Source organism: Candidatus Amarolinea dominans (assembly GCA_016719785.1).
Classification (GTDB): domain Bacteria; phylum Chloroflexota; class Anaerolineae; order SSC4; family Amarolineaceae; genus Amarolinea; species Amarolinea dominans.
This window is the reverse complement of record JADJYJ010000006.1, coordinates 15,044-38,848: the sequence shown is the minus strand read 5'-3', so window position 1 is coordinate 38,848 and position 23,805 is coordinate 15,044. Positions and strand designations below refer to the sequence as shown.

The window sequence follows — 23,805 nt, the reverse complement described above, 5'->3', positions numbered from 1 at the left end:
ATGACGGGACGCGGCCCCAGGCGTGCGGCCAACTCCGCCTCCAGCGCGCTGACGGGGGCAGATGGGGCCGCGCCGGGCACGCTGAACTGTTGCAGCACATGCAGCGCGGCCAGGGTGTCATTCGTCACCAGGCCGGCCAGCGCCAGTTCAACCAGCGCGCCTTGCACAGCCGTGGCTGCCAGGCCCAGTCCGCTCTGAATATCGGCCAGGAAGGATGCGCCTTCGTTCTTCAGAAAAGCGTAGACCGCGGCGGTTGACTCGCTCGCCGCGGGTCGTCCGCCGGCGCCAGCAAGAGCCGGCCATCGCCGCGTGGAACGAAGCGCGCGCGTGCCCGTCGCGCCTCCTGTCCGGCCAGCACCCAGGCCCAGGCGCCGCTCTGACATAGCGCATTCAGATCATCTGGATCAAAATCGGCCACGCGGGCCGGCAGGATGTCGCGCGTCCAGGCCACAGTCGGCGCCGCATAGCCCTGCAACTGCTGCATCACGATGCGCAGACCGGCCGCGCCAACCAGGCGTGTGGACGGCTGGACGCGTTGCCAACGCAGGAGAAAGTCGCTGAAGACGGCCAGCGACACCGGCTGCACCTCCTGGCGCAGCAGGGTCAATGTGCGCCGGTGCATCGAGGCCAGATTGTGGCGGTCGAGCACCTGCAAGACGGCGGGCAAATTGGCCTCAGCGCCCGGCTCACTGAAATTTGCCTGCACGATGTCGCGGCCCGCGATGAGGCGGGCGAGTTCGTCATCCAGCCAGGCAGAGTCGAAGGCGTAGCGGGCCAGGATGTCAGCGCGGCTGATGGGGCCACTGTGGCGCAGCAGGCGGCGCAGGATGGCGGCCGCGCCAGGGAAGGCGGCGGCCGTTTCTTCGGCGTCGCCATCACGCGCCGGCGCGGCGCGGTATTCGGCCAACAACTCCTGCGCAATCCAGCGCAGTTCTGATCCATGCGCAGTGGGCAAATGGATTTCGACGATGCGACCCTGGCCGGCCAACTGCGCCAGCCAGGCCGCGGCATCACCCGTGGCGCGGTCGGCCGCTTCGCCCGTGGTCAAATCGCCCACCTGCTGCAGGTAGACCGCCAGTTCCTCGACCGTGCGCGCTTGAAAGCCGGGCGCGGTGTGCTGCGCCTGGCTGGTGACCGCGGCGATGGCCTGGGGTTTGAGCAGGCGCGCCATCTCGCTGCTCTGCAGGAGATCGTCGAGCAAATCGCTGCGCCAGGCCAGCGCCTGCAACTGGCGTTCAGCTTTAGGCGCGTCCCATTCGTACATGTAGACGCTGATGAAGTTGAAGAGCAGGCCGGCCGCGACGGGCGAGGGCGCCACTGATTCGATGGCGACGACTTCGATGGTCCCGTCCGCGATCGCGGTCAGCAGTTCTTCCAGGTGCGGCATGTCGAAAACATCTTGCAGGCACTCGCGGTAGGTTTCGATGACGATGGGAAAATCGGGCAGTTGACGCGTGGCGGCCAGGAGATCGCGGGCTTTGAGGCGTTGCAGCCAGAAGGGGGTGCGCTTGCGCCCCAGCGCCTTGGGTAACAGCATGGCGCGGGCCGCGTTCATACGGAAATGCGCGCCGAAGACCGCGGAATTGGGCAGTTCGGCGACGATACGGCGTCGCGCTTCATCGGCGCTCATGCGCACCAGGGCCACCAACGAGGGCAGCGGGGCCTGCAGAGCCGCAGGAAAGCGGAAGAGGATGCCGTCATCGTTGGCCTGCACCTCGATGGTGATGCGCAGATGGTCGGCCAGGGCACTGCTGAGGGCCAGCGCCCACGCGCCGTTGATGCGCCCACCAAAGGGCGTGTGGATGACCATGCGTTGATCGCCGATGGCATCGCTGAAGGTTTCGACCACCACGGTGCGATCGCTGGCGATGACGCCGGCGCTTTCCAATTGACGGCGCACGCTGTCCAGCAGGATGCGCGCCGAGTTGGCGTCCAGGCAGAACTCTGTGCGCAGCCAGTGCTCGATGGCGTCGGGCTGCGCATCGCCGGCTGCCAGGCGTTCGGCCACGCTGCGGCGCAGTTGACCGATGCGCAGCCCCAGTTCGTAGGGGCGCCAGGGATAGTCCCCGCGCCAGAAGGGCATGCGCGGCATCGCACCGGCCGCTTCGCCCACGACGATACGATCGTCCTCGATGCTCAGGACGCGCCAAGTCTGGCTGCCCAACAGGAAGGCATCGCCAGGGCGGCTCTCGAAGACGAACTCCTCGTCCAATTCGCCAATCCGGGTCTTGCCATCGGCCAGGTAGACGCTGAACGCGCCGCGGTCGGAGATGGTGCCCGCGTTGGAAACCGCCAGCAAACGAGCGCCGGGCAGGGCCAGCAGGCGTTGGTTGACGCGGTCCCAGGCCAAGCGCGCGCGTAGGACGGTGGGGCCAGCGCTTTGGGCAAAACCGCCGGAGAGCATGTCGAGCACGGCCTCGAACGCGTGGCGGCTCAGGTTGGCAAAGGGGTAGGCGCGGCGCAGCAGGGCCAGCAGCGCGGCGGTGTCCCAATCCTCCAGCGCCACCAGGGCCACGATCTGCTGCGCCAGTACATCCAGCGGATTCGACGGCGTGCGCGTCGGCTCCACATCGCCATCCAACATGCCGCGCACCACGGCCGCGGCCTCGACGATGTCCTCGCGGAAGGTGGCGTAGATGCGTCCTTTGCTGGTCTGGCCGACCAGGTGCCCGGCGCGACCCACCCGCTGCAGAGCCTGGCTGACGCTCTTGGGCGACTGCAACTGCACCACCAAATCCACCGCGCCGATGTCAATGCCCAACTCCAGGGAACTGGTGCCGACCAGCGCGGGCAGGCGGCCGGCTTTGAGCGCCTCTTCCATCTCGCGGCGGGCCTCTTTGGACATGCTGCCGTGGTGCGCGCGGATGGGGCCTTGCGCGCCGATGGCAAACAGGCCGCGATCGCGCATCAACCCGCCGGGCGCCAGCCCCTCCGAGCTGCCGGGCGGAATCTCCTCGGACATTTCGGCTTCGATCTGCGCGTTGAGACGGTCGGCCGTGCGCTCGGCCAGGCGGCGGTTGTTGCAGAAGATCAGGGTGCTGCGGTGGCGTAAGATATCTTGCAGCACCTGGGGAATGACCGACGGCCAGACCGAATCGCCGGGCATGGCGCGAAACTCCGCCACGGGGGTGATGACCGCGAGATCGAGCGCCTTGCGATAGCCAGTATCAACCACGGTGACGGGCCGCGGCGTGTAGCTGTCCGCGGGCGCGGCCGGGTCCGCGGTCTCCACCTGCCCGCCCAGGAAGCGCGCGACCTCGGCCAGGGGCTTGATCGTTGCGGACAGGCCGATGCGCTGGATGGGATGGCCGGCCAGGTGCTGCAGTCGTTCCAGGCTGAGGGCCAAATGCGCGCCGCGTTTGTTACCGCACAGGGTATGAATCTCGTCCACGATCAGCGCACGCACGCTGCGCAGAATGTCGCGGGCGCGAGGGCTGCTCAACAGCAGGTAGAGAGATTCGGGCGTGGTGATGAGGATGTGCGGCGGCCGCCGGACCATCAGCGCGCGGGCGTGTGTGGAAGTGTCGCCGGTGCGCACCGCGACGCGAATCTCAGGCCAGGGCACGCCCATCCGTTGGGCCACCGCGCGGATGCCGGTCAGCGGCGCGTGCAGGTTGCGCTCGATGTCGTTGTTCAGGGCTTTGAGCGGCGAGATGTAGAGCAGTTGCACGCCGTCCGGCAGACGCGGGCGGTTCAGTTCGTCGCCGGGGCCAGGCGGCGCCAGATGGGTTCCAATCTGGTTGATGCCCCACAGGAACGCGGCCAGCGTCTTGCCGGAACCGGTGGGCGCCAGGATCAGGGTGTGCTCGCCAGCCTGGATCGCGGGCCAGGCCGCCGCCTGCGGCGAAGTCGGTTCAGCGAAGGTTTCACGAAACCAGGTGCGAACCGGCAGGGCGAATGGAGTCCACAGATCGGACATGACACTACTCCGCGTGAGAAAATGAGGCTGTCATTATAGCACAGCCGCTTGAAATCGGCGTCTGACTGAAAAACATCAGAACTGCACCGGTTTGAGTTTTGACTACGCCTGTGGTAACATGATGAAGGATGAAGGGTGAAGGGTGAAGGGTGAAGGGTGAAGGATGAAGGATGAAGGGTGAATGCTGAATGAGGAAGGGTGAAGGGGAATCTGTGAAACAGGCGGCGGTTGAACGACAAGCGAAGGTGGGCGCGACGGCGACGGCGCCGGCGAGAAGCCTGCTGGTTGCGCTGGTTGTGGGCGATGTTTTGATGTTCTTGTTATTTGCGGCGTGGGGACGCGCCACCCATGCAGAACCGCTGCCGCTGCTGGCGATTGTAGAGACCGCGGCGCCGTTCCTGGTGGCCTGGTTGGCGGTGGCCCCGCTGCTGGGCGCTTACCGGCCCGGCCTGTTGACGCAGCCGCTGCCCATGGCTATGCAAACGTTGATTGTCTGGATTGCGGCCTGTGTCCTGGGCCTTTACATCCGCTCGGCCTGGCTGCAGCGGGAGATCATTCCCACCTTTGCCCTGGTCACGTTCGGCATGGTGGCGCCGATGCTCGTGGGCTGGCGCACGTTGTTTGCCTGGTGGAACCGCTCGCGTCTCGCGTGACGTCAACAGAGGCGCCACCAACGGGGTCGTGTCTCGCTATCTGAATCCAAATTTTGCATCCGGGTGCGACGCATGAGTTGTGCGTCGCACTTATTAGACCTTATCGGGAATAACGGCGCGCCACTACACGCAGTAGTCAAATCGTCAAGAGAAACTACTGGTTGTGGCTCGGACTACAACTCGGCTTATTCCCGATAAGGTCTATTCTTGTCCGAGGTTCGTTTGATTGACATCATGACCGTTTTTCTTGTGCGCGGACTCACGGTGCTGTACACGGTCGCCGTGGTGTGGCTGTCGCTCTACAGCCTGCAAGCGCTGTTCTTCAGCCTGGTTTTTGGGCGCCGTGCGCGAACGCAACCAACCCCGGCCGCCCCGGCTTCGTGGCCGACCGTCACGGTACAACTGCCGATCTTCAATGAACGGCATGTCGGGCGTCGGCTGCTGGCGGCCGTGGCCAGCCTGGACTACCCGCATCACGCGCTGCACATCCAGGTGCTGGACGACTCGACCGACGACACAACGTCTCTGTTGCAGACCGAGGTGCGCCGCCTGCAGGCCCGCGGGCTGCAGGTGGAATATCTGCACCGCGACGATCGCCGCGGTTACAAGGCCGGCGCCCTGGCCGCGGGCCTGGAGCAGACTGAGGCTGATTTTGTCGCCATCTTCGACGCCGACTTTGTGCCAACCCCCGATTTTCTCAAACGAACGCTGCCCTTCCTGCTGGCCGATCCTCACCTGGGCTTTGTGCAAACGCGCTGGGCGCATCTCAACGCCACTTATTCGGGCCTGACGGGCGCGCAGGCGCTGGCGCTGGACGGTCACTTCGTCATCGAGCAAACGGCGCGGCAACAGCTCGGCGCGTTCATCAGCTTCAACGGCACGGCCGGCATCTGGCGGCGCGCCTGCATCGAGGCGGCCGGCGGTTGGCAGGCCGACACCCTGTGCGAAGACCTGGATCTGAGCTACCGCGCTCAGTTGCAGGGCTGGCGCGGGGTCTACCGGCCCGACATTGCCGTGCCCGCGGAGCTGCCGCCGCAACTGCTGGCCTTCAAGCGCCAACAGTTCCGCTGGGCCAAAGGCTCCGTGCAGACACTGCGCAAGTTGGGGCGGCGCGTGGCGCAAGGCGCCAGCCTCACCGCGCCCGGCGGACAGCCGGCCTCGCTTTCCTACAAAATACGGTTGCTGGGTCTGCTGCATTTGAGCGGCTACCTGGTGCATCCCCTGATGCTGCTGGTGCTGCTCTTGTCGCTGCCGATGCTGTGGCTGGGTCAGACCACGCAGGCCACGCTGGGGGTGTTCGGGTTAGCCAGCCTGGGGCCGCCGCTGCTCTTCGCCCTGGCGCAGCGTCATCTCTACGCCGATCAGTCCGGGGGCTGGTTACGTCGCTTCGCCTATTTTCCCGGCTTGATGCTGTTGGGCATCGGCCTGACGCTCAACTGCACGCAGGCCGCCATCGAAGGGCTGACCGGTCGCGGCGGCGCTTTTCAGCGCACGCCCAAATTTCATGTCAAGCAGCAGGCCGATGCGTGGACAGACAGCGCCTACGCGCTGCATCTCGACTGGACGACCGTGGGTGAGATCGTGCTGGCACTCTACGCGCTGACGGCCGTCGTCGTGGCCGTGCTGCGCCACAACCTGGGCGCGGCGCCCTTCCTGGCGTTGTACGCATTGGCCTTTGGCAGCACCGCGGCCGTGGGGATATGGCAGGCTGGCCGCATTCATCGTCGGCCGCGGCGCCCGCTTGTCCACCGCGCCTGGCACGCCGATTGACCCCCACCGTAGGTCACGCCTCCGGCGTGACGACACCCCTCGGCCCCAGAGCTTGCTTCCCTCGTCGAACGTCGTCCGGCCAGGAGGCCGGACCTACGGGAACGCTTGTCGCGCTGACAGCCGGAACGAACGGCAGAAAAGAGACGGGCGCGGGCGGCGGGATGTAGCGCAGCAGGGCGCCGTTTTCACCGACAGCCCAACCATTCGTGGCCGAGACCATGTCCAGCGCCGTGATGATCCAACTGGAGGGGGTGGGCGCTTCGGTCCATCCACTGCCGTTCCAGTGGAAGAACTGATTGGCGCCAACCCAGTTGCCGACCGCCCAACCATCCGTGGCCGATATCATGCGCACGGCAACGAGGTCGAGATTGGCGGGATTGACCACCTGCGTCCAGCGGGTCGCGTCCCAATGCGCGACGGTCAGATGGCGACCAACGGTCCAGCCATCCGCGGCGCTGAGCATATCCAGGCTGAGCAGGTCTTCGGCGGCGGGCGGAAGCAGCATCTGCCAGGCGCTGCCGTCCCATTGCAGAGCGGTGCTCTGCGCGCCCACCGCCCAGCCCGCGCTCGCGCTGACCATGTCCAGCGCGAACAAAGAATGGTTGTCGGGGCTGGCAACCGAGGCCCAGATCTGACCATCCCAATGCAGAATGGTCCCCTCTGCGCCCACCGCCCAACCGTCGCTCTCAGAGAGCATGGCGATGGCGTTCAGTTGCTTGCTGGTCGGCGCGGGAACCTGCGTCCACGCGGCGCCATTCCAGCGTAGAATCGTCACCGCGTCGCCCACGGCCCAACCCGCGTTGGCCGCCAGCGCGTGGACTGCGCGCAGCCCTGCGGTTGTGGGCGCAGCCACGCGCGTCCAGGTGATCCCATCCCAGTGCAGGATCGCGCCGTTGTCGCCCACGGCCCAACCATCTTGACCCGTGCGCATGTGTACCGCCCGCAGATGATCCACGCGCATCTCGCCATCCGGCGCTGTCCAGGTGTTGCCGTCCCATTGCAAGCGGGTTCCGCCGCTGCCCACGGCCCAACCCACCGCGCCGGGCAGCAGGTCCACCGCCAGCAGACCGCCCGTCGTCGGCCCGGTCATCGCCTGCCAGGCGCTGCCATTCCAGTGCAGCATGACGCCGCCGCCGCCCACCGCCCAGCCGTCCGTGGCGCTCAGCATGGACACGGAGGTCAAATCGGCGGTCGTGGAGCTGGCAACCGGCGTCCACTGGCTGCCGTTCCAGTGCAAAATGGTTCCTTCGGCGCCGACCGCCCAAACATCATTGGGCGTCACCATGTCCACCCCTTTCAGCCAGGCCGTGGTGGGACTGGCAACCGACGCCCAAGCGCCGCCGTTCCAGCGCACGATGACGCCCTGCGCGCCGACAGCCCAGCCGTCAGCGGTGGTCAGCATGTCCACCGCGCTCAGCCGCTGGTTGACGCCGGCCACCGTGATGTCGGTCCAGGCGCTGCCATCCCAATGCGCCATCAGCGCCCAGTAGCGTTGCCAGAAAACATAGCCCACGGCCCAGACATCGTCGCTTGCCACCATGCTGACCGCGGTCAGGCGCAGTGTGGTGAAGGGGCGCTGCTGGGTCCAGGCTTGCCCATCCCAGTGCAGCATGTCGCCCAGGTCACTGACGGCCCAGGCATCGGCGGGCGAGAGCGCATCCACCGCGGCCAGGCCGGTGCTGGCCGGGTTGGGCGCCTCCTGCCAGGCGCCGTCATGCTCCATCCAATGGAAGATCGTGCCATGACCGGGCATCCCGCCCACGGCCCAGCCTTCGCCGGTGGGGAGGAGGGCGACATCCGCCAGGTGATGGCGGCAGGGGTTGACCTGGTTGGGGTTCCAGCACTGCCAGGCGCCAGAAGTGACCGGCGCGGGATCAGCCTGGGCAAGCGAAGCGGGGAACGAAGAGATGAGAAGCAGAACGGTCAGGAGGGTGCTGAGCGGCGCCTTCCGCAAGAATTGACTGGTCATATCGTGCTCGGTGTACAGCTGATGTGGGTCACAGTGAAGCGACGCTCCTGGCGCAATGGTAGCGCCCCCCGCGACCGGCGTCAAAAAAACCTGGCGCCACGATAGCTTTGGCGCTGCAGGCGCCCTTGCGGCAACAAACGAGGCAGTCCCTGGACTGCCTCGTTTGTGCTTTTCTCAGACTTGTCAGGGTGCTATCTGATCTTCGCTTCGATCAGCTTATCCATGTCGGCAAGCTGTTCTGGTGACGACATCGTCTTGAGTATCTCCGCATGCACTTCGGCGGCGTGGACCATGGCTTTCTGTTTTACTTCTGGCACAGATTCGCCATGTACGACATGATCACAATCCATTCCCAAATCACGACAAGCAAGCTCGAGCATCTTGAACCTCCTGCTGACAGTGCGATCTTCCCTGCAAGGGAAAACCAAGAAACAACGACACCATGTGTTGGACCATGGCTGGCCTATTGTAGCACAATGTGCGTTGCATAGCCATATGTCTGATACCATTCCACCGCCGTGCGCAGTGCCTCTTCTAGCAGCCAGGTTGACCGCTGTCAACCGGCTTCCGGCCTGGGGTCTGGCACGAAAATGTTGGAGTTTTTGTCCAATCGCGGTAAAATCGCGATATGGATACTTTACTCGATATCGTCTCGGTACAGACTCACGATGATTACGTTGACACCGATGTTGACGCCGAACCGGTCGGAGAATTGCTCGACATCATCAGCGTCAAGGCTCACGATGATTATACCCTGGAGCTTGTTTTCGAGAATGATGAGAAACGACTGTTCGATATGAATCCGTTTCTCGATAGAAAGCCATTCGACAGACTCCGCAATTCCCCGATTTTTTTCAAGGCGTCCATCCACTATGGAACGGTGACCTGGCCGGGAAACATTGACATCGCGCCGGAGACGCTATGGGCGCGTTCCGTGCCGATCTGACAACGGCGCCAAAGAGAGATAGCACGAACGGGTGCGAGAGGCCGCGCGGTTCTTGGAGGAGTGCGAACAGTGAGCCGAGATCAACGGAGAGGCGTGAAATGACGCAACAAACTACGGCGCCGGGCGGCGAGGTTGTTCTCTTCCAGTCGCCCGAGGGAGATGTTCAGATTGACGTGCGCCTGGAACAGGAGACCGTTTGGCTTTCATTGAACCAGATTGCTGACCTTTTCGCGCGGGACAAGTCGGTGATTTCGCGGCATTTGCACAATGTCTATTTCACTGGAGAGCTTGAGCGAGAGGCAGTTGTTGCAAAAATTGCAACAACTGCAGCGGATGGAAAAACCTACCAGGTTGAGTATTTCAACCTTGACGCCATCCTTTCCGTTGGCTATCGCGTGAATTCCAAACGCGGTACCCAGTTCCGTATCTGGGCCACGCGCACCCTGAAGGAACATCTGATTCGCGGTTACACACTCCACGAGCGTAGCCTGCGGGAGCGTGGGATCGAAGACCTCAAACAGGCCGTGGGGTTGCTGGCACGCACGCTGACCGCGCACGCCCTGGTCACTGACTAATGAGCACCTGTTTTTGATGCCTCGCCTTGCCTGGGCGATGAAACTGACGATGCTGAAAACGAACGGCTCGTCTGGTAAGAGAGATGGAAACAAACAATGACCTACCTACCTGCTAGCACCCGTTACGATTCGATGACTTACCGCCGCTGTGGCCGCAGCGGCCTGCTGCTGCCCGCGGTCTCGCTGGGCCTGTGGTACAACTTCGGTGGCGTTGACTCCATCGAAAACGGCCGGGACATGATCCATCGCGCCTTCGACCTGGGCATCACCCACTTCGATCTGGCTAACAACTATGGCCCGCCGCCCGGCTCCGCGGAGGAGACTTTTGGCCGCATCCTGGCCCAAGACCTGGCCCCCTACCGCGACGAGTTGGTCATTTCCAGCAAGGCCGGCTATCTCATGTGGCCCGGCCCTTACGGCGAATGGGGTTCACGCAAATACCTGGTCGCCAGCCTGGATCAGAGCCTCGAACGCATGGGCTTGGATTACGTGGACATTTTCTACAGCCACCGGCCCGATCCCAACACGCCCCTGGAGGAGACGATGGGCGCGCTCGACTTTATCGTGCGCAGCGGCCGCGCCCTCTATGCCGGCATCTCCACCTACAGCCCAGAACAGACCCGTCAAGCCGCCGGCATCCTGCGCAGTCTGGGCACCCCCTGCCTGATCCACCAGCCGCGCTACAACATGTTCGACCGCTGGATCGAGGATGGCCTGCTGGACGCGCTGGCGGACGAAGGTATCGGCTGCATCGCCTTTTCGCCGCTGGATCAGGGCATTTTGACCGACAAATACCTGCGGGACATCCCCGACGGTTCGCGTGCGGAAAAGCTCAGCGGCCGCTTCAATTGGGGCGACACCGTCAGCGCGGCGCGCGTGGCCACGGTGCGCCAACTAAACAAACTAGCTCAGGCACGCGGGCAGAGCATGGCCCAAATGGCGATCGCGTGGGTGCTGCGTCACTCGCAGATGACCTCGGCCCTGATCGGCGCCAGCAAGGTCCGTCAGATCGAAGAGGCCGTGGCCGCGCTCGACAACCTCACGTTCAGCGAAACAGAGCTGGCGCAGATCGAATCACTGCTGTAACACGAATGAGTTTAGAATTCAACCCGTGTCTTGCCGGCTTGCCGGTTGGTGACACACAAACTTGTAGGGTGAGCGGGTGCGTGTTATACTGACCAAATTACATAAGAGGGAGATCACGCAATGCAGCGAACTTTGTATGGGAATTCGTTCTTGATGAAATCGTTGGCGCGTCCGGCGACATTTTTCATGCACAGGGCCGGTTGGCGGGTCGAGGGACGCCCCCCCGCGCTAGCCAAATATGTCATTGTGGGTGCACCGCACACGTCCAACTGGGATTTCCTGGTGATGCTGGGCGTCGTCTTCACCGTGCAGTTGGAGGCGCACTGGTTGGGCAAACATACCCTGTTTCGCCAGCCCTTCGGTCGCCTGTTTCGCTGGCTGGGCGGAATTCCAGTGGACCGCCGCCAAGCCAATGGCCTGGTGGCCCAGTTGGTAGACGTTTTCAATCGTCGCGATAAATTGATCTTGGTCGTTCCACCCGAAGGCTCGCGCAAGAAGCTGCAGACGTGGAAGAGCGGGTTCTACTACATTGCCCGCGGCGCCCAAGTGCCGTTGGCCCTCGTATCCATGGATTACGGCCGTAAGGTTGTGGGCTTTGGCCCGGTGATAACGCCCAGCGGCGACATAGACGCCGACATGGCGCAAATTCGCACCTACTTCAGCTCTGCTACCGGCAAGTATCCCCACGAAACGGCACAGATTGCGCTGAAGTAGGGCCGGCGCCCATCCCTGTCGCAGCAGTTTTCCAGTAACAATCTACAGCGTTCATACTGGCCGACGTTTCTGCCGACTCAATTCGCGCCCGCGCTAATACCCCACTCCGCGCCACAGCGCCGCCGCTCAAGCCACCGCACTCCTCCCCCATAACAGCCTGAACTTCAGTTCGAGGCGTCCCTCTCCAGGCATGGCCGCGCCCCACGAACACCACGCTACAGATGCATCAGATACAGCGAATACCTCAAGAACAGTTCCATGAATAGCCTTTGATCTGCTTTCGATGCGTATGATTTGCGTCATGTACATCAAAACGAACTTGCGGTATTCTTGCCTCATATTGTGAAATATGGAGCAAGCGCATGGCCGACCTGCTGACCACCAGGCAAGTACAAGAGATGCTGCACTTGGATCGCACCACGATCTACCGCTTTGTTGAGAATGGGCAACTGCCCGCGGTGCGTGTGGGCAAGCAGTGGCGTTTTGCGCAGACGGACATTGACCACCTCTTGCACAAAGCGCCCCGGGCCGGCGTGCCCAATCGCCAGACGCTGGCCGTCATCCCCACGCCACCCGACCCGGCGGCGCCCCTGCCCACCACCGGCCGCCACAATCACCAGGCGGGCCTGGCCGATCTGCTGCCGCTGGCCTGCGCGCAGATGATCCAGGACACCTTCGCCGAAGCCCTGGGCGTGATGATGGTCATCACCGACATGCAGGGCCAGCCCATCACCCAGGTCAGCAACGCGTGCGGCCTCTACCGCGCAGTCATCCAGGACGCCGAAGGGGTGGCGCACTGTGTGCGCACCTGGCAACACCTGGCCGGCACGCCCACGCTGCAGCCCAAGTTTTCGGCCAGTGAACTGGGACTCCTCTGCGCCCGCGGCCTGATTCGCGCCGGCAACGAACTCAAAGGCATGGTTTTCATCGGCGGCATTGCGCCCTCGCCCTGGCCGCCCACGCCCCAGGAAATCAATGCCCTGGCCGCCAGCCTGGATGTGGAACCGGCCTCCATCACCGCCAACGTGAACGATGTCTATCGCCTGGATCGCCCCGCCCAGGAGCGTACGCTGGAATTTGTACAGCGCATCGCCGATGTCTTTTCCCATATCCTTGAAGACCGCCAGGCGCTCACCGGCCGTTTGCAGGCCATCGGCGCGCTGTGCGCCCTATAAGCCCCCTGGCTTGAGGAGATTTGCAGAGCTATGAAGAAACTACTCATTCTCGGCGCCGGCACCGCCGGCACCATGGCCGCCAACAAACTGAGCCGTGAGCTGGACCCCGACGAGTGGAAGATCACCATTGTGGATCAAAACGAAACCCACTACTACCAGCCGGGCTTCCTCTTTATCCCGTTTGGCATGTACAGCAAGAGCGATGTGATCAAGCCCAAGCGTGATTTCATCCCGAGCAACGTGGAGATGATTATCTCGCCCATCGAGCTGATCGAGCCAGAGCACAACCGGGTGCGTATCAGCAGGGACAATCGCTATCTGAACTACGATTTCCTGATCATCGCGACCGGCACCAACATTCGTCCGGAGCAGACACCGGGCCTGCACGAGGATGAATGGCACAAGTCCATCCACGACTTCTACACGGTGGATGGCGCCGTGGCCCTGGCGCGCTTCCTGCGCAACTGGCCGGGCGGCCGTCTGGTCCTCAACATCGTGGATAACCCGATCAAATGCCCTGTGGCGCCGCTGGAGTTCATCATGCTGGCCGATTGGTTCTTCCACGAGCACAAATTGCGCGACCGCGTGGAATTGACCCTGGTCACGCCGCTGCCGGGCGCATTCACCAAGCCGGTTGCATCCAAATACCTGGGCGACATCCTGGAGCAGAAGGGCATCAAGGTCGTGCCCGATTTTCTGATCGAGCATGTGGACACCGATGCCAAGAAGATTGTCGCCTACGACGAGCAGGAGGTGAACTATGATCTTCTGGTCAGTATTCCACTCAACATGGGCAGCGATGTCGTTGCTCGCTCTGGCCTGGGGGATGATCTGAATTACGTGCCGGTCAACAAACACACCTTCCTGGCCGATGCCTACCCCAACATCTTTGCTCTCGGCGATGCCACGAACGTGCCGGCGTCCAAGGCCGGGTCCGTGGCTCACTTCGCGGTAGAGGTCTTCACCGAGAACTTCGTGCGTTATGTAGACGGCTTGGAGCTGCTGCCCACGTTCGATGGTCACGCCAACTGTTTCATCGAATCCGGCTTTGGCAAGGGGCTGCTGATTGACTTCAACTACGATGTGGAACCGTTGCCTGGCAAGTACCCGCTGCCCGGGATTGGCCCCTTCTCGCTCCTGCAGGAATCGGAGATGAACCACTGGGGCAAGGTGATGTTCCGCTGGATGTACTGGAACCTGCTGCTCAAGGGGCAGCCTTTGCCCCTGCCGGCGCGCATGAGCATGGCGGGTAAGTGGGACGGCAACGGCGCGTCCAACTGAGGAGGGCGGCATGGATCAGGCTTTGCTTGCATTGAACGAAAAACTGGACCGCCTGACGAACCAGGTGGCCTATCTGACCGAACAAACCCAACGCGCAGAACGTGAGCGCGAGTCGCGCACTGAGCTGATGCGCGATCTGACGCCGATCGTCAATGATGTCTACCGGCTGACGGTCGAGCAGTTGGAGGAAGTCGAGCAGTATGTCAGCCTGGACGACCTGCTGCGCCTGGTCAAGCGCTTGGCGCGCAATGGGCGCAACATCGAGAAGATGCTCGACCAACTGGAAAGCGTGATGGACCTGGCGGAAACGATCGTGCCTCTGAGCGATGCCGCGTTCGGCCGGGCCGTCACCGAGTTAGCCACGCTGGAGCGGAAGGGCTATTTCACCTTTGCCAAGGGCGGCTGGCAGATTATGGACAACATCGTGACCTCGTTTGGCGAGGACGACGTGCGTCAGTTGGGCAACAACGTCGTGCTCATCCTGCGGACGATCAAAGAGATGACCCAGCCCGAGGTGATGAACTTCGCCCGCAACATGGTCTCGTCCATCGAGAGCGAGAGCGCCGCGGAGGTGAGCATTTCCTACCGTTCGCTGTTCGGTCAGATGCGCGACCCCAACGTGCGCCGGGGCCTGGCCCTGACGATGCGGGTACTGCACAGCCTGGGTCAGCAGATGTCCCCGGCAGGACAGAGCGTCAATTGAACATCAGGCATCTGCGACCTCGCAGAAGTATTCGAATGCAGAAAAACGGCCCGGTCGAGAACCGGCCAGAGTGAATTCATGCGCACCACGTGTGCAAAGAGACAAAGGAGAAAGATGTATGGCGACGCGTACCATTGCTGGTAAGACCGTCCAGGTCAACGATGAAGGATTCATGACCAACTCCGCCGAATGGAACAAGGAGATTGCGCTCGCGATTGCGGTTGAAGAGGGGTTTGCCGATCTGACGGCGGCCCATTGGAAGGTGATTGACTTCTGCCGTGAGAGCGCCGCCAAGCTGGGCGGCAAGTCGCCCACGCTGCGCCAGATCACCACGGGCACCGGCGTTTCCACCAAGGAACTGTTCGCCCTGTTTCCCAAAGGCCCGGCCAAGAAGGTGGCGCGCATCGCCGGCCTGGGCAAGCCTGAGGGCTGCGTCTGAAAAGCAAAATCAAGGATTTCACCGATCAGCACGAATTTCAGGGACTCTTCGTGTCAATTCGTGAAATTCGTGGCTAAAAATCAGGGACTGCATTACTCACGTGACTGAAAATCAAGGAGAATTTACCATGGCTGACGAAACTCGTAAAGTAGCGTTTATTTGTTCTAAGGGCGATCTCGACATGGCTTACCCGGCCCTCGTCATGGGCTGGGCCGCCTTGGGCAACGGCATTGATGTCACCATCTTCTTCACCTTCTGGGGGATGGATATGATTACCAAGAGCCGGCAGGGCCGGCTGGAACTGGCCCCGGTGGGCAAGACCAGCATGAAGATGAGCATGATGGGCCTCAAGACCGGCAACCTGGGCATTCCCAACATTCTTGGTATGCTGCCCGGCATGACCGCCTTTGCCACGAGCATCATGAAGAAGAAGATCGCCGGAGTCGGCGCGCCGCCGGTGGGCGAATACTTGCAGATGCTCGTGGATGGCGGCGCCAAGCTCTACGCCTGCAAGATGTCGGTGGACATGATGGGGCTGAAAAAAGAAGATTTCGTGGATGGCGTGATTGACATCGTCACCGCCAGCGACTTCATGGACATGACCGAAGGCGCACAGATCATCTTCATCTGACCCGACGCTGACCTGACCTGAAAACAACATCCCCGCCAACCCCGTTCCGCCCTCTTCCCCCCTTCTCCTCTCCGTTGTGCGGAGAGGAGAAGGGGCCGGGGGTTGAGGTGAGGCCGCCCTCTTCCCCCCTTCTCCTCTCCGTTGTGCGGAGAGGAGAAGGGGCCGGGGGTTGAGGTGAGGCCGCCCTCTTCCCCCCTTCTCCTCTCCGTTGTGCGGAGAGGAGAAAGGGCCGGGGGTTGAGGTGAGGCCGCCTTCTTCCCCCCTTCTCCTCTCCGTTGTGCGGAGAGGAGAAAGGGCCGGGGGTTGAGGTGAGGCCGCCCTCTTCCCCCCTTCTCCTCTCCGTTGTGCGGAGAGGAGAAGGGGCCGGGGGTTGAGGTGAGGCCGCTCGCACCCGGTCTCTCGGTTCGCAGCGCCATTTGACACGAAACCCCTTTCCCGTGTAGACTCCTCTCCACTCCATAAGACGAAAGCGAGACACAAGCATGGCAGATCCGCGAGTCGAGAAACTGGCCGAGATCCTGGTAGACTTTTCGATTGACGTGCAGCCGGGAGACTGGGTGGTTGTACGCAGTCACATCCTGGCCTTGCCGCTGTTGCACGCCGTGACGCGGCGCATCTTGCGTGCCGGCGGCAACCCCACCGCGGTCCTCAGCGACAGCCAGTTGGGCGAAATCCTGCTGCGCGGGGCCAACGACGCGCAGCTCGAATGGATCTCGCCCATGGAGCGCATGACCCTGGAAAATGCCGATGCCCTGATCGTGCTCGGCGCCACTGACAATACGCGCGCGCTCAGTGGGGTGGATCCCCTGCGACAGCAGTTACAGCAGCGGGCGCGGCGTGAGCTGATGGGAACCTACATGCAGCGCTCGGCCGATGGCTCCCTGCGCTGGGTTGGCACCCAATACCCCTGCCCGGCCCTGGCCCAAGAGGCCGACATGAGCCTGGATGAGTATGAGGATTTCGTCTACAGCACCACCTTCGCCGACCAGACCGACCCCGTGCAGGCCTGGCGTGAGGTGTTCAACCGCCAGCAACACTGGGTTGAATGGCTCAGGGGTCGCCAGCAGATAGTGATCAAAGGCGCGAACGCAGAGATGACTCTGTCCATCGCCGGCCGCGATTTCATCAACGACTACGGCCGCCACAACATGCCGGCCGGTGAACTTTTCACCAGCCCGGTCGAGGATTCGGTCAACGGCTGGGTGCGTTTTTCCTACCCCGCCATTCGCGAGGGGCGCGAGGTGGAGGATGTGGAGTTCTACTTCGAACAGGGGAAGATCGTCAAGGCGACAGCGCGCAAAAACGAAGCCTTTCTGCTCAGTCAGCTCGACGCCGACGCCGGCGCCCGCTTCCTGGGCGAGTGGGCCATCGGCACCAATTACCGCATCAAACGCTTCACCAAGAGCATCCTCTACGATGAGAAGATCGGCGGCACCATGCACATGGCCGTAGGGCGCGGATTTCCCGAGGCGGGCAGCCGCAACATCTCGGCCATCCACTGGGATTTCATCTGCGACATGCGCCAGCAAAGCGAAATCTGGGTGGACGGCGATCTCTTCTACAAGAACGGTGAGTTCCAGGTGTGAGAAAAATGGCGGGCGCGGCCTTCGGAAGTGAATTGCCCAACTGGGGTTGACATGTTAAAATGATGATATGTTGGCCTGTTTGGTTACCGGGCTGCGCACATACGCTCAGAGAAGGTCGCCGAAGCAGGGCCGCTGAAGCAAGACCGCTGAAGGAAGACCGCTGAAGGAACCATCATGGAAGAGCGTTCACTCGACCGCACGCAACGCATCCTGGTCGTTGATGATGATCCGGCCATTCTGCGCCTGGTCAAGGACCGCCTGGAGTATGCCGGCTACGAAGTGGTCGCGGCAACCTCAGGACAGTCTGCACTTGAGGTCATTGCCCAACGCGGGTTGCCTCATCTTGCCATCGTTGACATCAACATGCCGGGCATGAATGGCTTCGAGTTCTGCAAGGCCGTGCAGCAGTTCACCGATTTTCCGGTGATCCTGTTGACCGCCGTGGATGAAGAAGAAACGATCATCCGCGGCATTCAGTATTTTGCCGAAGACTACGTCACCAAGCCCTTCAGCCCGCGCGAACTGGTGGCGCGCGTCGAACGCGTGCTGCGACGCATCGGTGATTTCGCCTATGCGCTCGATCCCCTCATTCGCATTGATGAGCGCCTGGCGATTGATTTCGCTCATCAACAGGTCACAGTCGAGAACCAGGTCAACAGCCTGACCCCAACAGAAACCAAGCTCCTCTTCATCCTGATGCGCAACGCCGGGCACACGGTCTCCACCGATTTTCTCCTGCGCCGCTTGTGGCCGCTGGACGAAGTCTTCGAAGACACCCTGCGTGTGCATATCTATCGCTTACGCCAGAAGATCGAAGCCAATCCCACCAAGCCAATGTACATTGTGACCGATCGCGGGCAGGGCTACAGTTTCCTGCAAACGCACACCTCCGCGTAATCGTTTTCGTTAGATTCGGTGTCCATACTTTATCTTAGCCACGGGAGAATCTCATGACGCAGAAAGCAAGCCAGCCGACCGCCGCCAGTACCCCCCAAGAAGCAGATCGTATCCGCGACATCATCTTCGGCCCCCAAATTCGCGAGTACGAACAGCGCTTTCAGTCTCTGCAGCGCGATGTGGAACGGCTGCAGCAGGAACTTGACCGTATGCATGAAGAGTTGACGGAACAGGACGCAGAACAAAACAAGCGCCTGCAGGCCGTGCGTCGCGACCTGCGTCAGGGTGATGACGATCTGCGCACCGAGCTGCGCCAGACCGCACAGGCACTGTCGTTCGAGAAGGTGGATCGTTTCTCCCTGGGTGAGCTTTTCGTCAACCTGGGTACGCATCTGAAGACGGGTGGCTCATTGGCCGATCTCTTGACGGGCCTCGTGCCCAGTGAGTAATGCCAACCCCGTCAGCACGGCCGGCGATGGCCGCTTGGTCTGAGCAGGACATTGGTGACCTGTCGAGCGAATCCGCGCCCACCGAACCGGCGCAGGCCAGCAGTTCGACGCCTGACGAAGTAGAGCTGGCAGCGGATACGTCGGCTGACCTTCTGCGCGAGATTCTCCTGCGCGGCGACCGGCAGCGCACCGACGACCTGCACGCACAGGTAGCCGACCTGGAGCGCCAGGTCACCGACAAGGACGCGCTCATTGCGCTCCTCATGCCGGTGTTGGGCGACGTTCTGCGCCAAAAAATCCGTGACGCACGCGAGGAGATGGTCGAGGCGCTCTATCCGATCATCGGGCAGGTTGTGGTGCGCGCGGTCAGCGAGGCGATTCGTGATCTGGCGCGCAGCGTGGATGCCCAGATGCGCACGTCATTGACGCCACAGTCGGTGTGGCAGCGCCTGCGCGGGCGTCTCGGCGGCGTGTCTGAAGGCGAAATGATGCTGCGCCAGGCGCTGCCCTTTGCCGTGGCTGAGGTCTTTCTCATTCAGCGACCCAGCGGTCTGCTGCTCTGGTATGTGTCGTCACAACCGGCCGAGACACGCGATTCGGACGTGATCAGCGGCATGTTGACGGCCATCCGCGACTTTACCCAGGATGCCTTCGGCGGCGATAGCGAAGACGAACTGGATGAGATTCAGTATGGCGAGCGCCGCATTGTGATCGAAGCGGCGCAGCACGCCTACCTGGCCGTCGTGGTGGATGGCGTCGAACCGCCAGGGTTTCGCGCCACGCTGCGCGGCTTGATTATTGACACTCAGAACCAGTATGAACCGGTGCTGCGTGACTACGATGGCAATCCTGCCCCGTTGGCAGCCGTGGAGGCGCAGATGCGCGACCTGCTGGCCCGGCGTGAATCGCCGCCGGCAGCGCCGCAGGGACTGACTGCCGGCCAGAAACGCATCCTGATTGGGGTGGCCGCCAGCCTGTTCTTGTGTCTGCTGCTCACCTGTCTCGCGGCTCGCAGCGTCGTGCAGTGGGCCAACAACCTATCGAAGCCGGTCGTGATCTACGTCGAGGCGACGCCACCGCCCACGGCCACCACGTCGCCGACGCCGTCGCCCACGGCCACCGCAACGGCCACTCACACACCGACGGCGACAGCAACGGCGACAGCGACGACCACGCCAACGCCCATAGTCACGCCGACGCCGACGCCGCCTGTGTTCGCCAGGCCCACCGTGGTGCGCTTGAATCTGCGCCGCGGGCCTGGCCTGGACTACGCGGTCATCGGCAACATCGGCACGACTCAGCGTGTGGAAATCACCGGACGCAACGACGCCCGCACATGGTACTACGTTTGTTGCTCAACCGATGGGCTGCCCGGCTGGGTTTTTGGCGACCTGCTCGTTTTCGTCACAACCGGCGCTGGGTCAACAGTCCAGGAATCATCCCAGGCGCCTGCGGCAGAGCGCGTCCCCGTCTTGACCCCTGCATCTCCCCCATGATGTGCAAGTGCGCTTATTTGTCTTCGTGTAATTCGTGGCAAAAAAACTCCTGCGCTTTGTCAAGAAGTTGACGGGAAAAATCATCAGAAAGGCATGACCCCGCAGACTCTCTGAAAGGAATTTGGGAACAATCACCATGATAGCTGTGAGCAAAAAGATCTGCCTTCTCGGCGATTTCGGCGTCGGCAAGACAAGCCTGGTGCGCCGCTTTGTCTACGACCTGTTCGACGACCGCTACCTCAGCACGGTCGGCGTCAAAGTCAGCCGCAAAACCGTCATGGTGCCCCACCAGGATGACATGGTCGAGATGACCATGATGCTGTGGGACCTGGCCGGCAGCGAGGAATTCGATCGTGTGCGGGCCAGCTATCTGCGCGGCACGGCTGGCGCCATCCTGGTGTGCGATTTGACCCGACCCTCGACGCTGGACAGCCTGCGCTCCTATCTGCGTGACCTCAGCTCCATCAGCCCGCATGCCCGCATCGTGCTGGCCGGCAACAAGCGTGATCTGCTCGATCAACGTCAACTGGCGGCAGCGCAGATCGAAGCCTTTGCCACCGAGCATAACTTTCAGTGGTATTTGACCAGCGCGCGCAACGGTGATGAGGTCGAAACCGTTTTTCGCCATTTGGGTCGCGCCCTGCTGGCATAGGCAGCACAAAATGACCAATGATGATCTGAACATGACGGTGACGGTGGCGCTCTTGTTGTTTCAAGAGCGCCGCCTGGCCTATGCCATCACAAACGCAGCACTGCAGGTGCAACAGATCGGCGGCGTTGCGGCGCTGTTCGAATGCGCCGACAAGAGCGGCGTGGGCGTATCCATTTACGACCTGGTGCCAGAATTGATCGGCAGCGAGGGGGAGATGGCCGCTATTATGGCCGGAAAACTGCCGCGGTTCGAGCTTTCATGGCTGAATCGCGGCGCGGACGCCGATCACACAACCTATCTCAATCTGATCAACCTGCCGCATCATGATGCCGAGCAGCGCATCACGGGGGTAGTGCATCTCATGGAAGACAGCACCTCGAAGGGCGAACTGGGCCAACGCGTGGTGCAGCAGCGCAATGAGTTACGTCTGCTGCGCGATCAGCTGCTGCATCAGAACCAAAGCCTGGCTTCTGTCAATGCCGAGCTGAAACGGCTGGATGAGATGAAGTCCATGTTCGTTTCCATCGCGGCGCATGAGCTGCGTTCGCCGCTCGCTTCGATCACCGGCTACGTCGAGATGCTCCTGGATGGCATGTTCGGCGTCGTGTCTGACAAACAAACGGAAATTCTGCATATCGTCGAAAGCGGCGTGCAGCGCCTGCTGTCCATCTCCAGCAATCTGTTGGACGCTACGCGTTTGGAAGCGGGCCGGGTTGAGTTGGTTCTGGTGCCGGCCCATTTGTCGCGGTTGGTCCGTGCAGTTGCCACCGAGATGATGCCGCAGATGGAAGCCAGGGAGCAGCAGTTCACTCTCGACGTTGCGCCGGACTTACCGCCGGTTCTGTGTGACCGCACGCGCGCCACCCAGATCATCGGCAACCTGCTTGGCAATGCCGTCAAGTACACCGGTCACCACGGCCGCATCACTGTCAGCCTGACCCTGGCGGCAGAGTCTGGATTTGTGCAGATGGCTGTCAGCGACAATGGCGTTGGCATTCCGGAGAGCGACCAGGGGCGCATCTTCAATCGCTTCTTTCGCGGGGAAAATGCCCATCTGACCGGTGAAACCGGCGCCGGGCTGGGCCTGCACATCACGCGCGGTCTGGTCGAACTTCACAGCGGCCACATCTGGCTGCAGAGCCAATTGGGTCAGGGCAGCACCTTTTTTGTGACATTCCCCATCGCCGACGAAGAACCGACCTGATCGTCAGCGGTCGTTTGCACACCGCAGGCAGCGCGACGAGTCCCAGTCGTCAGGCATCCTCTGCACGCAAATCGAACACCACTTTGACCGCCTGCTGGCTGCCTTTGCGCTGCGCGGTGACAAACGCGTCCCGGTACTGCGCCAGGCGAAAACGATGCGTGAGCAGGGGCGCCAGGTCGAACCGGCCCTCGGCCGCCCATTGCAGATAGAACGCCATGGCATGTTGGCGCACCCCGTCCCATTCTTCCACCCCAAACGCATTCGATCCGATCAACTGCACTTCCTTGAAGTAGAGCGGCGTCCATTCGAAGCGCGCCGGCCGATCCACCCCGCTGATGACGATGCGCCCGCGCGGGTTGGTCACGCGCACGCCCACCTCCAACGATTCCGGCGAACCAACCATGTCGTAGATGATGTCCACGCCCTGGCGCAGCCACGGCAGGCCCTGGCGCGGGCGCAGAATGGGCGCGCCGGTGAGGCCGGCCACGGTCTCGATGATCTGGTCAGCCCGGCGTGTGCGGATCACCCGCTGTGCGCCCAGCGCCCGCGCCATCTGCTCCTGGTGCGCATAGCGGGCAACGGCGATGATCTGCGCGGTTGGAAAAAGGACGTGCAGGATGGTGATCGCCAGCAGTCCCAACGTGCCGCAGCCATAAACCAGCACTGCGGCGCCGGGCGCGGGCCGCGCCTTGAGCACTGCGTGCAGGCTGACCGCAAAGGGATCGGCGAAGACCGCCTGCTCGGGGCTGACCGCGTCGGGAATGGGCATCAACTGCGACTCGTGACCGGCCAGGCGCGGCGCATAGCCACCACCCGCGCTGCGGCAGTTACCCAGGTGAATCCCCGGCGCCAGGTGTCCTTCAGTGAAATGCTCGCACAGCGTCACCTGGCCCTGTTGACACGCCGCGCAGGGCGGTTGGATGCCGCGCGGGCCGCAAGAGAGCCACGGATTGACCGCCACCCGCTCGCCCACCCGGCGTGTGCTGACGCCCGGCCCCACCGCTTCGATGACGCCCACGACCTCATGGCCCAGGATGTGCGGGAACGAGATGAGCGAGGTCAGCGGGTTGTCGAACGCGCCATCGAGGTAGATCTGCTTGGTGTCGCTGCCGCAGATGCCGCACAGCGCGGTGCGCACGATGGCCCAATCGTCGGCCGGCAACGTCGGTTCGGGTACGTCCAAGAGGGAGGTCGGCGCCAGCGGGCCGGTGTAGGCACGCGGCGTCAGCGCGCCCAGCACCGTCGCCAGGGCAAAGCGCGGCAGACTGTAGCGAAAGACGATGGCTTGCATAGAAACCTCCTGTGGTGTCCAGCTACCGCCGGCTGGCCACCAACACAATGCCCGCGGCGATGAGCAGCGCGCCGGTGATTTGGGTCGGGGTGGGCGCTTCGCCAAAAAAGAGACGGGCAAAGACCAGTTGAACGAGCAAGACCGCCAGCCCAACCGTCAGCGGGTAGGCCACGTTCAGCGCCAGGTGCCGCGTCAGGAACGTGAAGGCAAGCACGCTGACGAAACCCCAAAAGTTGCCCTGAATCTGCTGCCAGAGAAAACCGCGTGGCTCCAGGGCCATGCCGGCATGTTTGAACGCGACCACGGAAAGGCCAGTGCTGACCACGTTGACGGCAATTAGTGCGATCATCAGCCAGCTCTTGGGCATCT

At 62.5% G+C, this 23,805-nt stretch carries 22 protein-coding genes; 17 read left to right on the top strand and 5 right to left on the bottom strand.

Annotation, left to right across the window (positions count from 1 at the left end):
- Nucleotides 1–229: 229 nt before the first annotated feature.
- Entirely contained in the window at nucleotides 230–3,919 is a 3,690-nt protein-coding gene (locus IPM84_08785; protein MBK9092857.1) for a DEAD/DEAH box helicase, read from the bottom strand.
- 212 nt (nucleotides 3,920–4,131) lie between these two features.
- Here IPM84_08785 and IPM84_08780 point away from each other — a divergent pair, with 212 nt between their 5' ends.
- Together IPM84_08780 and IPM84_08775 are read left to right on the top strand one after the other, a co-directional pair.
- Complete coding sequence (locus IPM84_08780; GenBank protein MBK9092856.1) at nucleotides 4,132–4,572, top strand: DUF3054 domain-containing protein; 441 nt, start codon at nucleotides 4,132–4,134, stop codon at nucleotides 4,570–4,572.
- 207 nt (nucleotides 4,573–4,779) lie between these two features.
- Complete coding sequence (locus IPM84_08775) at nucleotides 4,780–6,342, top strand: glycosyltransferase (GenBank protein MBK9092855.1); 1,563 nt, start codon at nucleotides 4,780–4,782, stop codon at nucleotides 6,340–6,342.
- 13 nt (nucleotides 6,343–6,355) lie between these two features.
- On the opposite strand, the gene IPM84_08770 is transcribed toward IPM84_08775, so the two are convergent.
- Together IPM84_08770 and IPM84_08765 are read right to left on the bottom strand one after the other, a co-directional pair.
- Nucleotides 6,356–8,311, bottom strand: a complete 1,956-nt coding sequence (locus IPM84_08770; GenBank protein MBK9092854.1) for a hypothetical protein — start codon at nucleotides 8,309–8,311, stop codon at nucleotides 6,356–6,358.
- 191 nt (nucleotides 8,312–8,502) lie between these two features.
- Entirely contained in the window at nucleotides 8,503–8,691 is a 189-nt protein-coding gene (locus tag IPM84_08765) for a DUF1059 domain-containing protein (protein MBK9092853.1), read from the bottom strand.
- A 248-nt stretch (nucleotides 8,692–8,939) separates the two neighbouring features.
- Between IPM84_08765 and IPM84_08760 the strand changes: the two genes are divergently transcribed.
- From IPM84_08760 to IPM84_08690, 15 genes are all read left to right on the top strand, one after another.
- Nucleotides 8,940–9,257 (top strand): DUF2442 domain-containing protein, encoded by a 318-nt coding sequence (locus tag IPM84_08760; GenBank protein MBK9092852.1) that lies wholly within the window; start codon nucleotides 8,940–8,942, stop codon nucleotides 9,255–9,257.
- A 98-nt stretch (nucleotides 9,258–9,355) separates the two neighbouring features.
- Nucleotides 9,356–9,832 (top strand): virulence RhuM family protein, encoded by a 477-nt coding sequence (locus IPM84_08755; GenBank protein ID MBK9092851.1) that lies wholly within the window; start codon nucleotides 9,356–9,358, stop codon nucleotides 9,830–9,832.
- A 96-nt stretch (nucleotides 9,833–9,928) separates the two neighbouring features.
- Entirely contained in the window at nucleotides 9,929–10,918 is a 990-nt protein-coding gene (mgrA, locus tag IPM84_08750; protein MBK9092850.1) for an L-glyceraldehyde 3-phosphate reductase, read from the top strand.
- 153 nt (nucleotides 10,919–11,071) lie between these two features.
- Nucleotides 11,072–11,632, top strand: coding sequence for a lysophospholipid acyltransferase family protein (locus IPM84_08745; GenBank protein ID MBK9092849.1), 561 nt, complete (start codon nucleotides 11,072–11,074; stop codon nucleotides 11,630–11,632).
- A 362-nt stretch (nucleotides 11,633–11,994) separates the two neighbouring features.
- Nucleotides 11,995–12,807, top strand: a complete 813-nt coding sequence (locus tag IPM84_08740) for a PocR ligand-binding domain-containing protein (GenBank protein MBK9092848.1) — start codon at nucleotides 11,995–11,997, stop codon at nucleotides 12,805–12,807.
- 30 nt (nucleotides 12,808–12,837) lie between these two features.
- The gene (locus IPM84_08735) at nucleotides 12,838–14,088 is read left to right on the top strand and encodes an NAD(P)/FAD-dependent oxidoreductase (GenBank protein ID MBK9092847.1); all 1,251 of its coding nucleotides are present in this window, start codon (nucleotides 12,838–12,840) and stop codon (nucleotides 14,086–14,088) included.
- Nucleotides 14,089–14,098: 10 nt separating this feature from the next.
- Entirely contained in the window at nucleotides 14,099–14,791 is a 693-nt protein-coding gene (locus IPM84_08730; GenBank protein MBK9092846.1) for a DUF1641 domain-containing protein, read from the top strand.
- A gap of 118 nt (nucleotides 14,792–14,909) precedes the next feature.
- Entirely contained in the window at nucleotides 14,910–15,230 is a 321-nt protein-coding gene (locus IPM84_08725; protein ID MBK9092845.1) for a TusE/DsrC/DsvC family sulfur relay protein, read from the top strand.
- A 127-nt stretch (nucleotides 15,231–15,357) separates the two neighbouring features.
- Nucleotides 15,358–15,861, top strand: a complete 504-nt coding sequence (locus IPM84_08720) for a DsrE/DsrF/DrsH-like family protein (GenBank protein MBK9092844.1) — start codon at nucleotides 15,358–15,360, stop codon at nucleotides 15,859–15,861.
- Between the two features lie 482 nt (nucleotides 15,862–16,343).
- On the top strand, nucleotides 16,344–17,447 hold the full coding sequence (locus IPM84_08715) for an aminopeptidase (GenBank protein MBK9092843.1): 1,104 nt from the start codon (nucleotides 16,344–16,346) through the stop codon (nucleotides 17,445–17,447).
- 174 nt (nucleotides 17,448–17,621) lie between these two features.
- The gene (locus tag IPM84_08710) at nucleotides 17,622–18,344 is read left to right on the top strand and encodes a response regulator transcription factor (protein ID MBK9092842.1); all 723 of its coding nucleotides are present in this window, start codon (nucleotides 17,622–17,624) and stop codon (nucleotides 18,342–18,344) included.
- Between the two features lie 53 nt (nucleotides 18,345–18,397).
- Nucleotides 18,398–18,793: a hypothetical protein gene (locus IPM84_08705; protein MBK9092841.1), complete on the top strand. Its 396-nt coding sequence runs from the start codon at nucleotides 18,398–18,400 to the stop codon at nucleotides 18,791–18,793.
- A gap of 26 nt (nucleotides 18,794–18,819) precedes the next feature.
- Nucleotides 18,820–20,289: an SH3 domain-containing protein gene (locus tag IPM84_08700; protein MBK9092840.1), complete on the top strand. Its 1,470-nt coding sequence runs from the start codon at nucleotides 18,820–18,822 to the stop codon at nucleotides 20,287–20,289.
- A gap of 136 nt (nucleotides 20,290–20,425) precedes the next feature.
- Complete coding sequence (locus tag IPM84_08695; GenBank protein MBK9092839.1) at nucleotides 20,426–20,941, top strand: GTP-binding protein; 516 nt, start codon at nucleotides 20,426–20,428, stop codon at nucleotides 20,939–20,941.
- A 10-nt stretch (nucleotides 20,942–20,951) separates the two neighbouring features.
- Nucleotides 20,952–22,145: a HAMP domain-containing histidine kinase gene (locus tag IPM84_08690; protein MBK9092838.1), complete on the top strand. Its 1,194-nt coding sequence runs from the start codon at nucleotides 20,952–20,954 to the stop codon at nucleotides 22,143–22,145.
- Nucleotides 22,146–22,194: 49 nt separating this feature from the next.
- On the opposite strand, the gene IPM84_08685 is transcribed toward IPM84_08690, so the two are convergent.
- Both IPM84_08685 and IPM84_08680 read right to left on the bottom strand, forming a co-directional pair.
- Nucleotides 22,195–23,436 (bottom strand): alcohol dehydrogenase catalytic domain-containing protein, encoded by a 1,242-nt coding sequence (locus tag IPM84_08685; protein ID MBK9092837.1) that lies wholly within the window; start codon nucleotides 23,434–23,436, stop codon nucleotides 22,195–22,197.
- A gap of 22 nt (nucleotides 23,437–23,458) precedes the next feature.
- Nucleotides 23,459–23,803, bottom strand: coding sequence for a hypothetical protein (locus tag IPM84_08680; GenBank protein ID MBK9092836.1), 345 nt, complete (start codon nucleotides 23,801–23,803; stop codon nucleotides 23,459–23,461).
- Between the last annotated feature and the right edge of the window lie 2 nt (nucleotides 23,804–23,805).

Bases quoted from the DNA above. Each gene is read 5' to 3' on its own strand.
- IPM84_08785 (MBK9092857.1), bottom strand. From the start codon at position 3,919: ATGTCCGATCTGTGGACTCCATTCGCCCTGCCGGTTCGCACCTGGTTT.
- IPM84_08770 (MBK9092854.1), bottom strand. From the start codon at position 8,311: ATGACCAGTCAATTCTTGCGGAAGGCGCCGCTCAGCACCCTCCTGACC.
- IPM84_08765 (MBK9092853.1), bottom strand. From the start codon at position 8,691: ATGCTCGAGCTTGCTTGTCGTGATTTGGGAATGGATTGTGATCATGTC.
- IPM84_08760 (MBK9092852.1), top strand. From the start codon at position 8,940: ATGGATACTTTACTCGATATCGTCTCGGTACAGACTCACGATGATTAC.
- IPM84_08755 (MBK9092851.1), top strand. From the start codon at position 9,356: ATGACGCAACAAACTACGGCGCCGGGCGGCGAGGTTGTTCTCTTCCAG.
- mgrA (MBK9092850.1), top strand. From the start codon at position 9,929: ATGACCTACCTACCTGCTAGCACCCGTTACGATTCGATGACTTACCGC.
- IPM84_08745 (MBK9092849.1), top strand. From the start codon at position 11,072: ATGAAATCGTTGGCGCGTCCGGCGACATTTTTCATGCACAGGGCCGGT.
- IPM84_08740 (MBK9092848.1), top strand. From the start codon at position 11,995: ATGGCCGACCTGCTGACCACCAGGCAAGTACAAGAGATGCTGCACTTG.
- IPM84_08735 (MBK9092847.1), top strand. From the start codon at position 12,838: ATGAAGAAACTACTCATTCTCGGCGCCGGCACCGCCGGCACCATGGCC.
- IPM84_08730 (MBK9092846.1), top strand. From the start codon at position 14,099: ATGGATCAGGCTTTGCTTGCATTGAACGAAAAACTGGACCGCCTGACG.
- IPM84_08725 (MBK9092845.1), top strand. From the start codon at position 14,910: ATGGCGACGCGTACCATTGCTGGTAAGACCGTCCAGGTCAACGATGAA.
- IPM84_08720 (MBK9092844.1), top strand. From the start codon at position 15,358: ATGGCTGACGAAACTCGTAAAGTAGCGTTTATTTGTTCTAAGGGCGAT.
- IPM84_08715 (MBK9092843.1), top strand. From the start codon at position 16,344: ATGGCAGATCCGCGAGTCGAGAAACTGGCCGAGATCCTGGTAGACTTT.
- IPM84_08710 (MBK9092842.1), top strand. From the start codon at position 17,622: ATGGAAGAGCGTTCACTCGACCGCACGCAACGCATCCTGGTCGTTGAT.
- IPM84_08705 (MBK9092841.1), top strand. From the start codon at position 18,398: ATGACGCAGAAAGCAAGCCAGCCGACCGCCGCCAGTACCCCCCAAGAA.
- IPM84_08700 (MBK9092840.1), top strand. From the start codon at position 18,820: ATGGCCGCTTGGTCTGAGCAGGACATTGGTGACCTGTCGAGCGAATCC.
- IPM84_08695 (MBK9092839.1), top strand. From the start codon at position 20,426: ATGATAGCTGTGAGCAAAAAGATCTGCCTTCTCGGCGATTTCGGCGTC.
- IPM84_08690 (MBK9092838.1), top strand. From the start codon at position 20,952: ATGACCAATGATGATCTGAACATGACGGTGACGGTGGCGCTCTTGTTG.
- IPM84_08685 (MBK9092837.1), bottom strand. From the start codon at position 23,436: ATGCAAGCCATCGTCTTTCGCTACAGTCTGCCGCGCTTTGCCCTGGCG.
- IPM84_08680 (MBK9092836.1), bottom strand. From the start codon at position 23,803: ATGCCCAAGAGCTGGCTGATGATCGCACTAATTGCCGTCAACGTGGTC.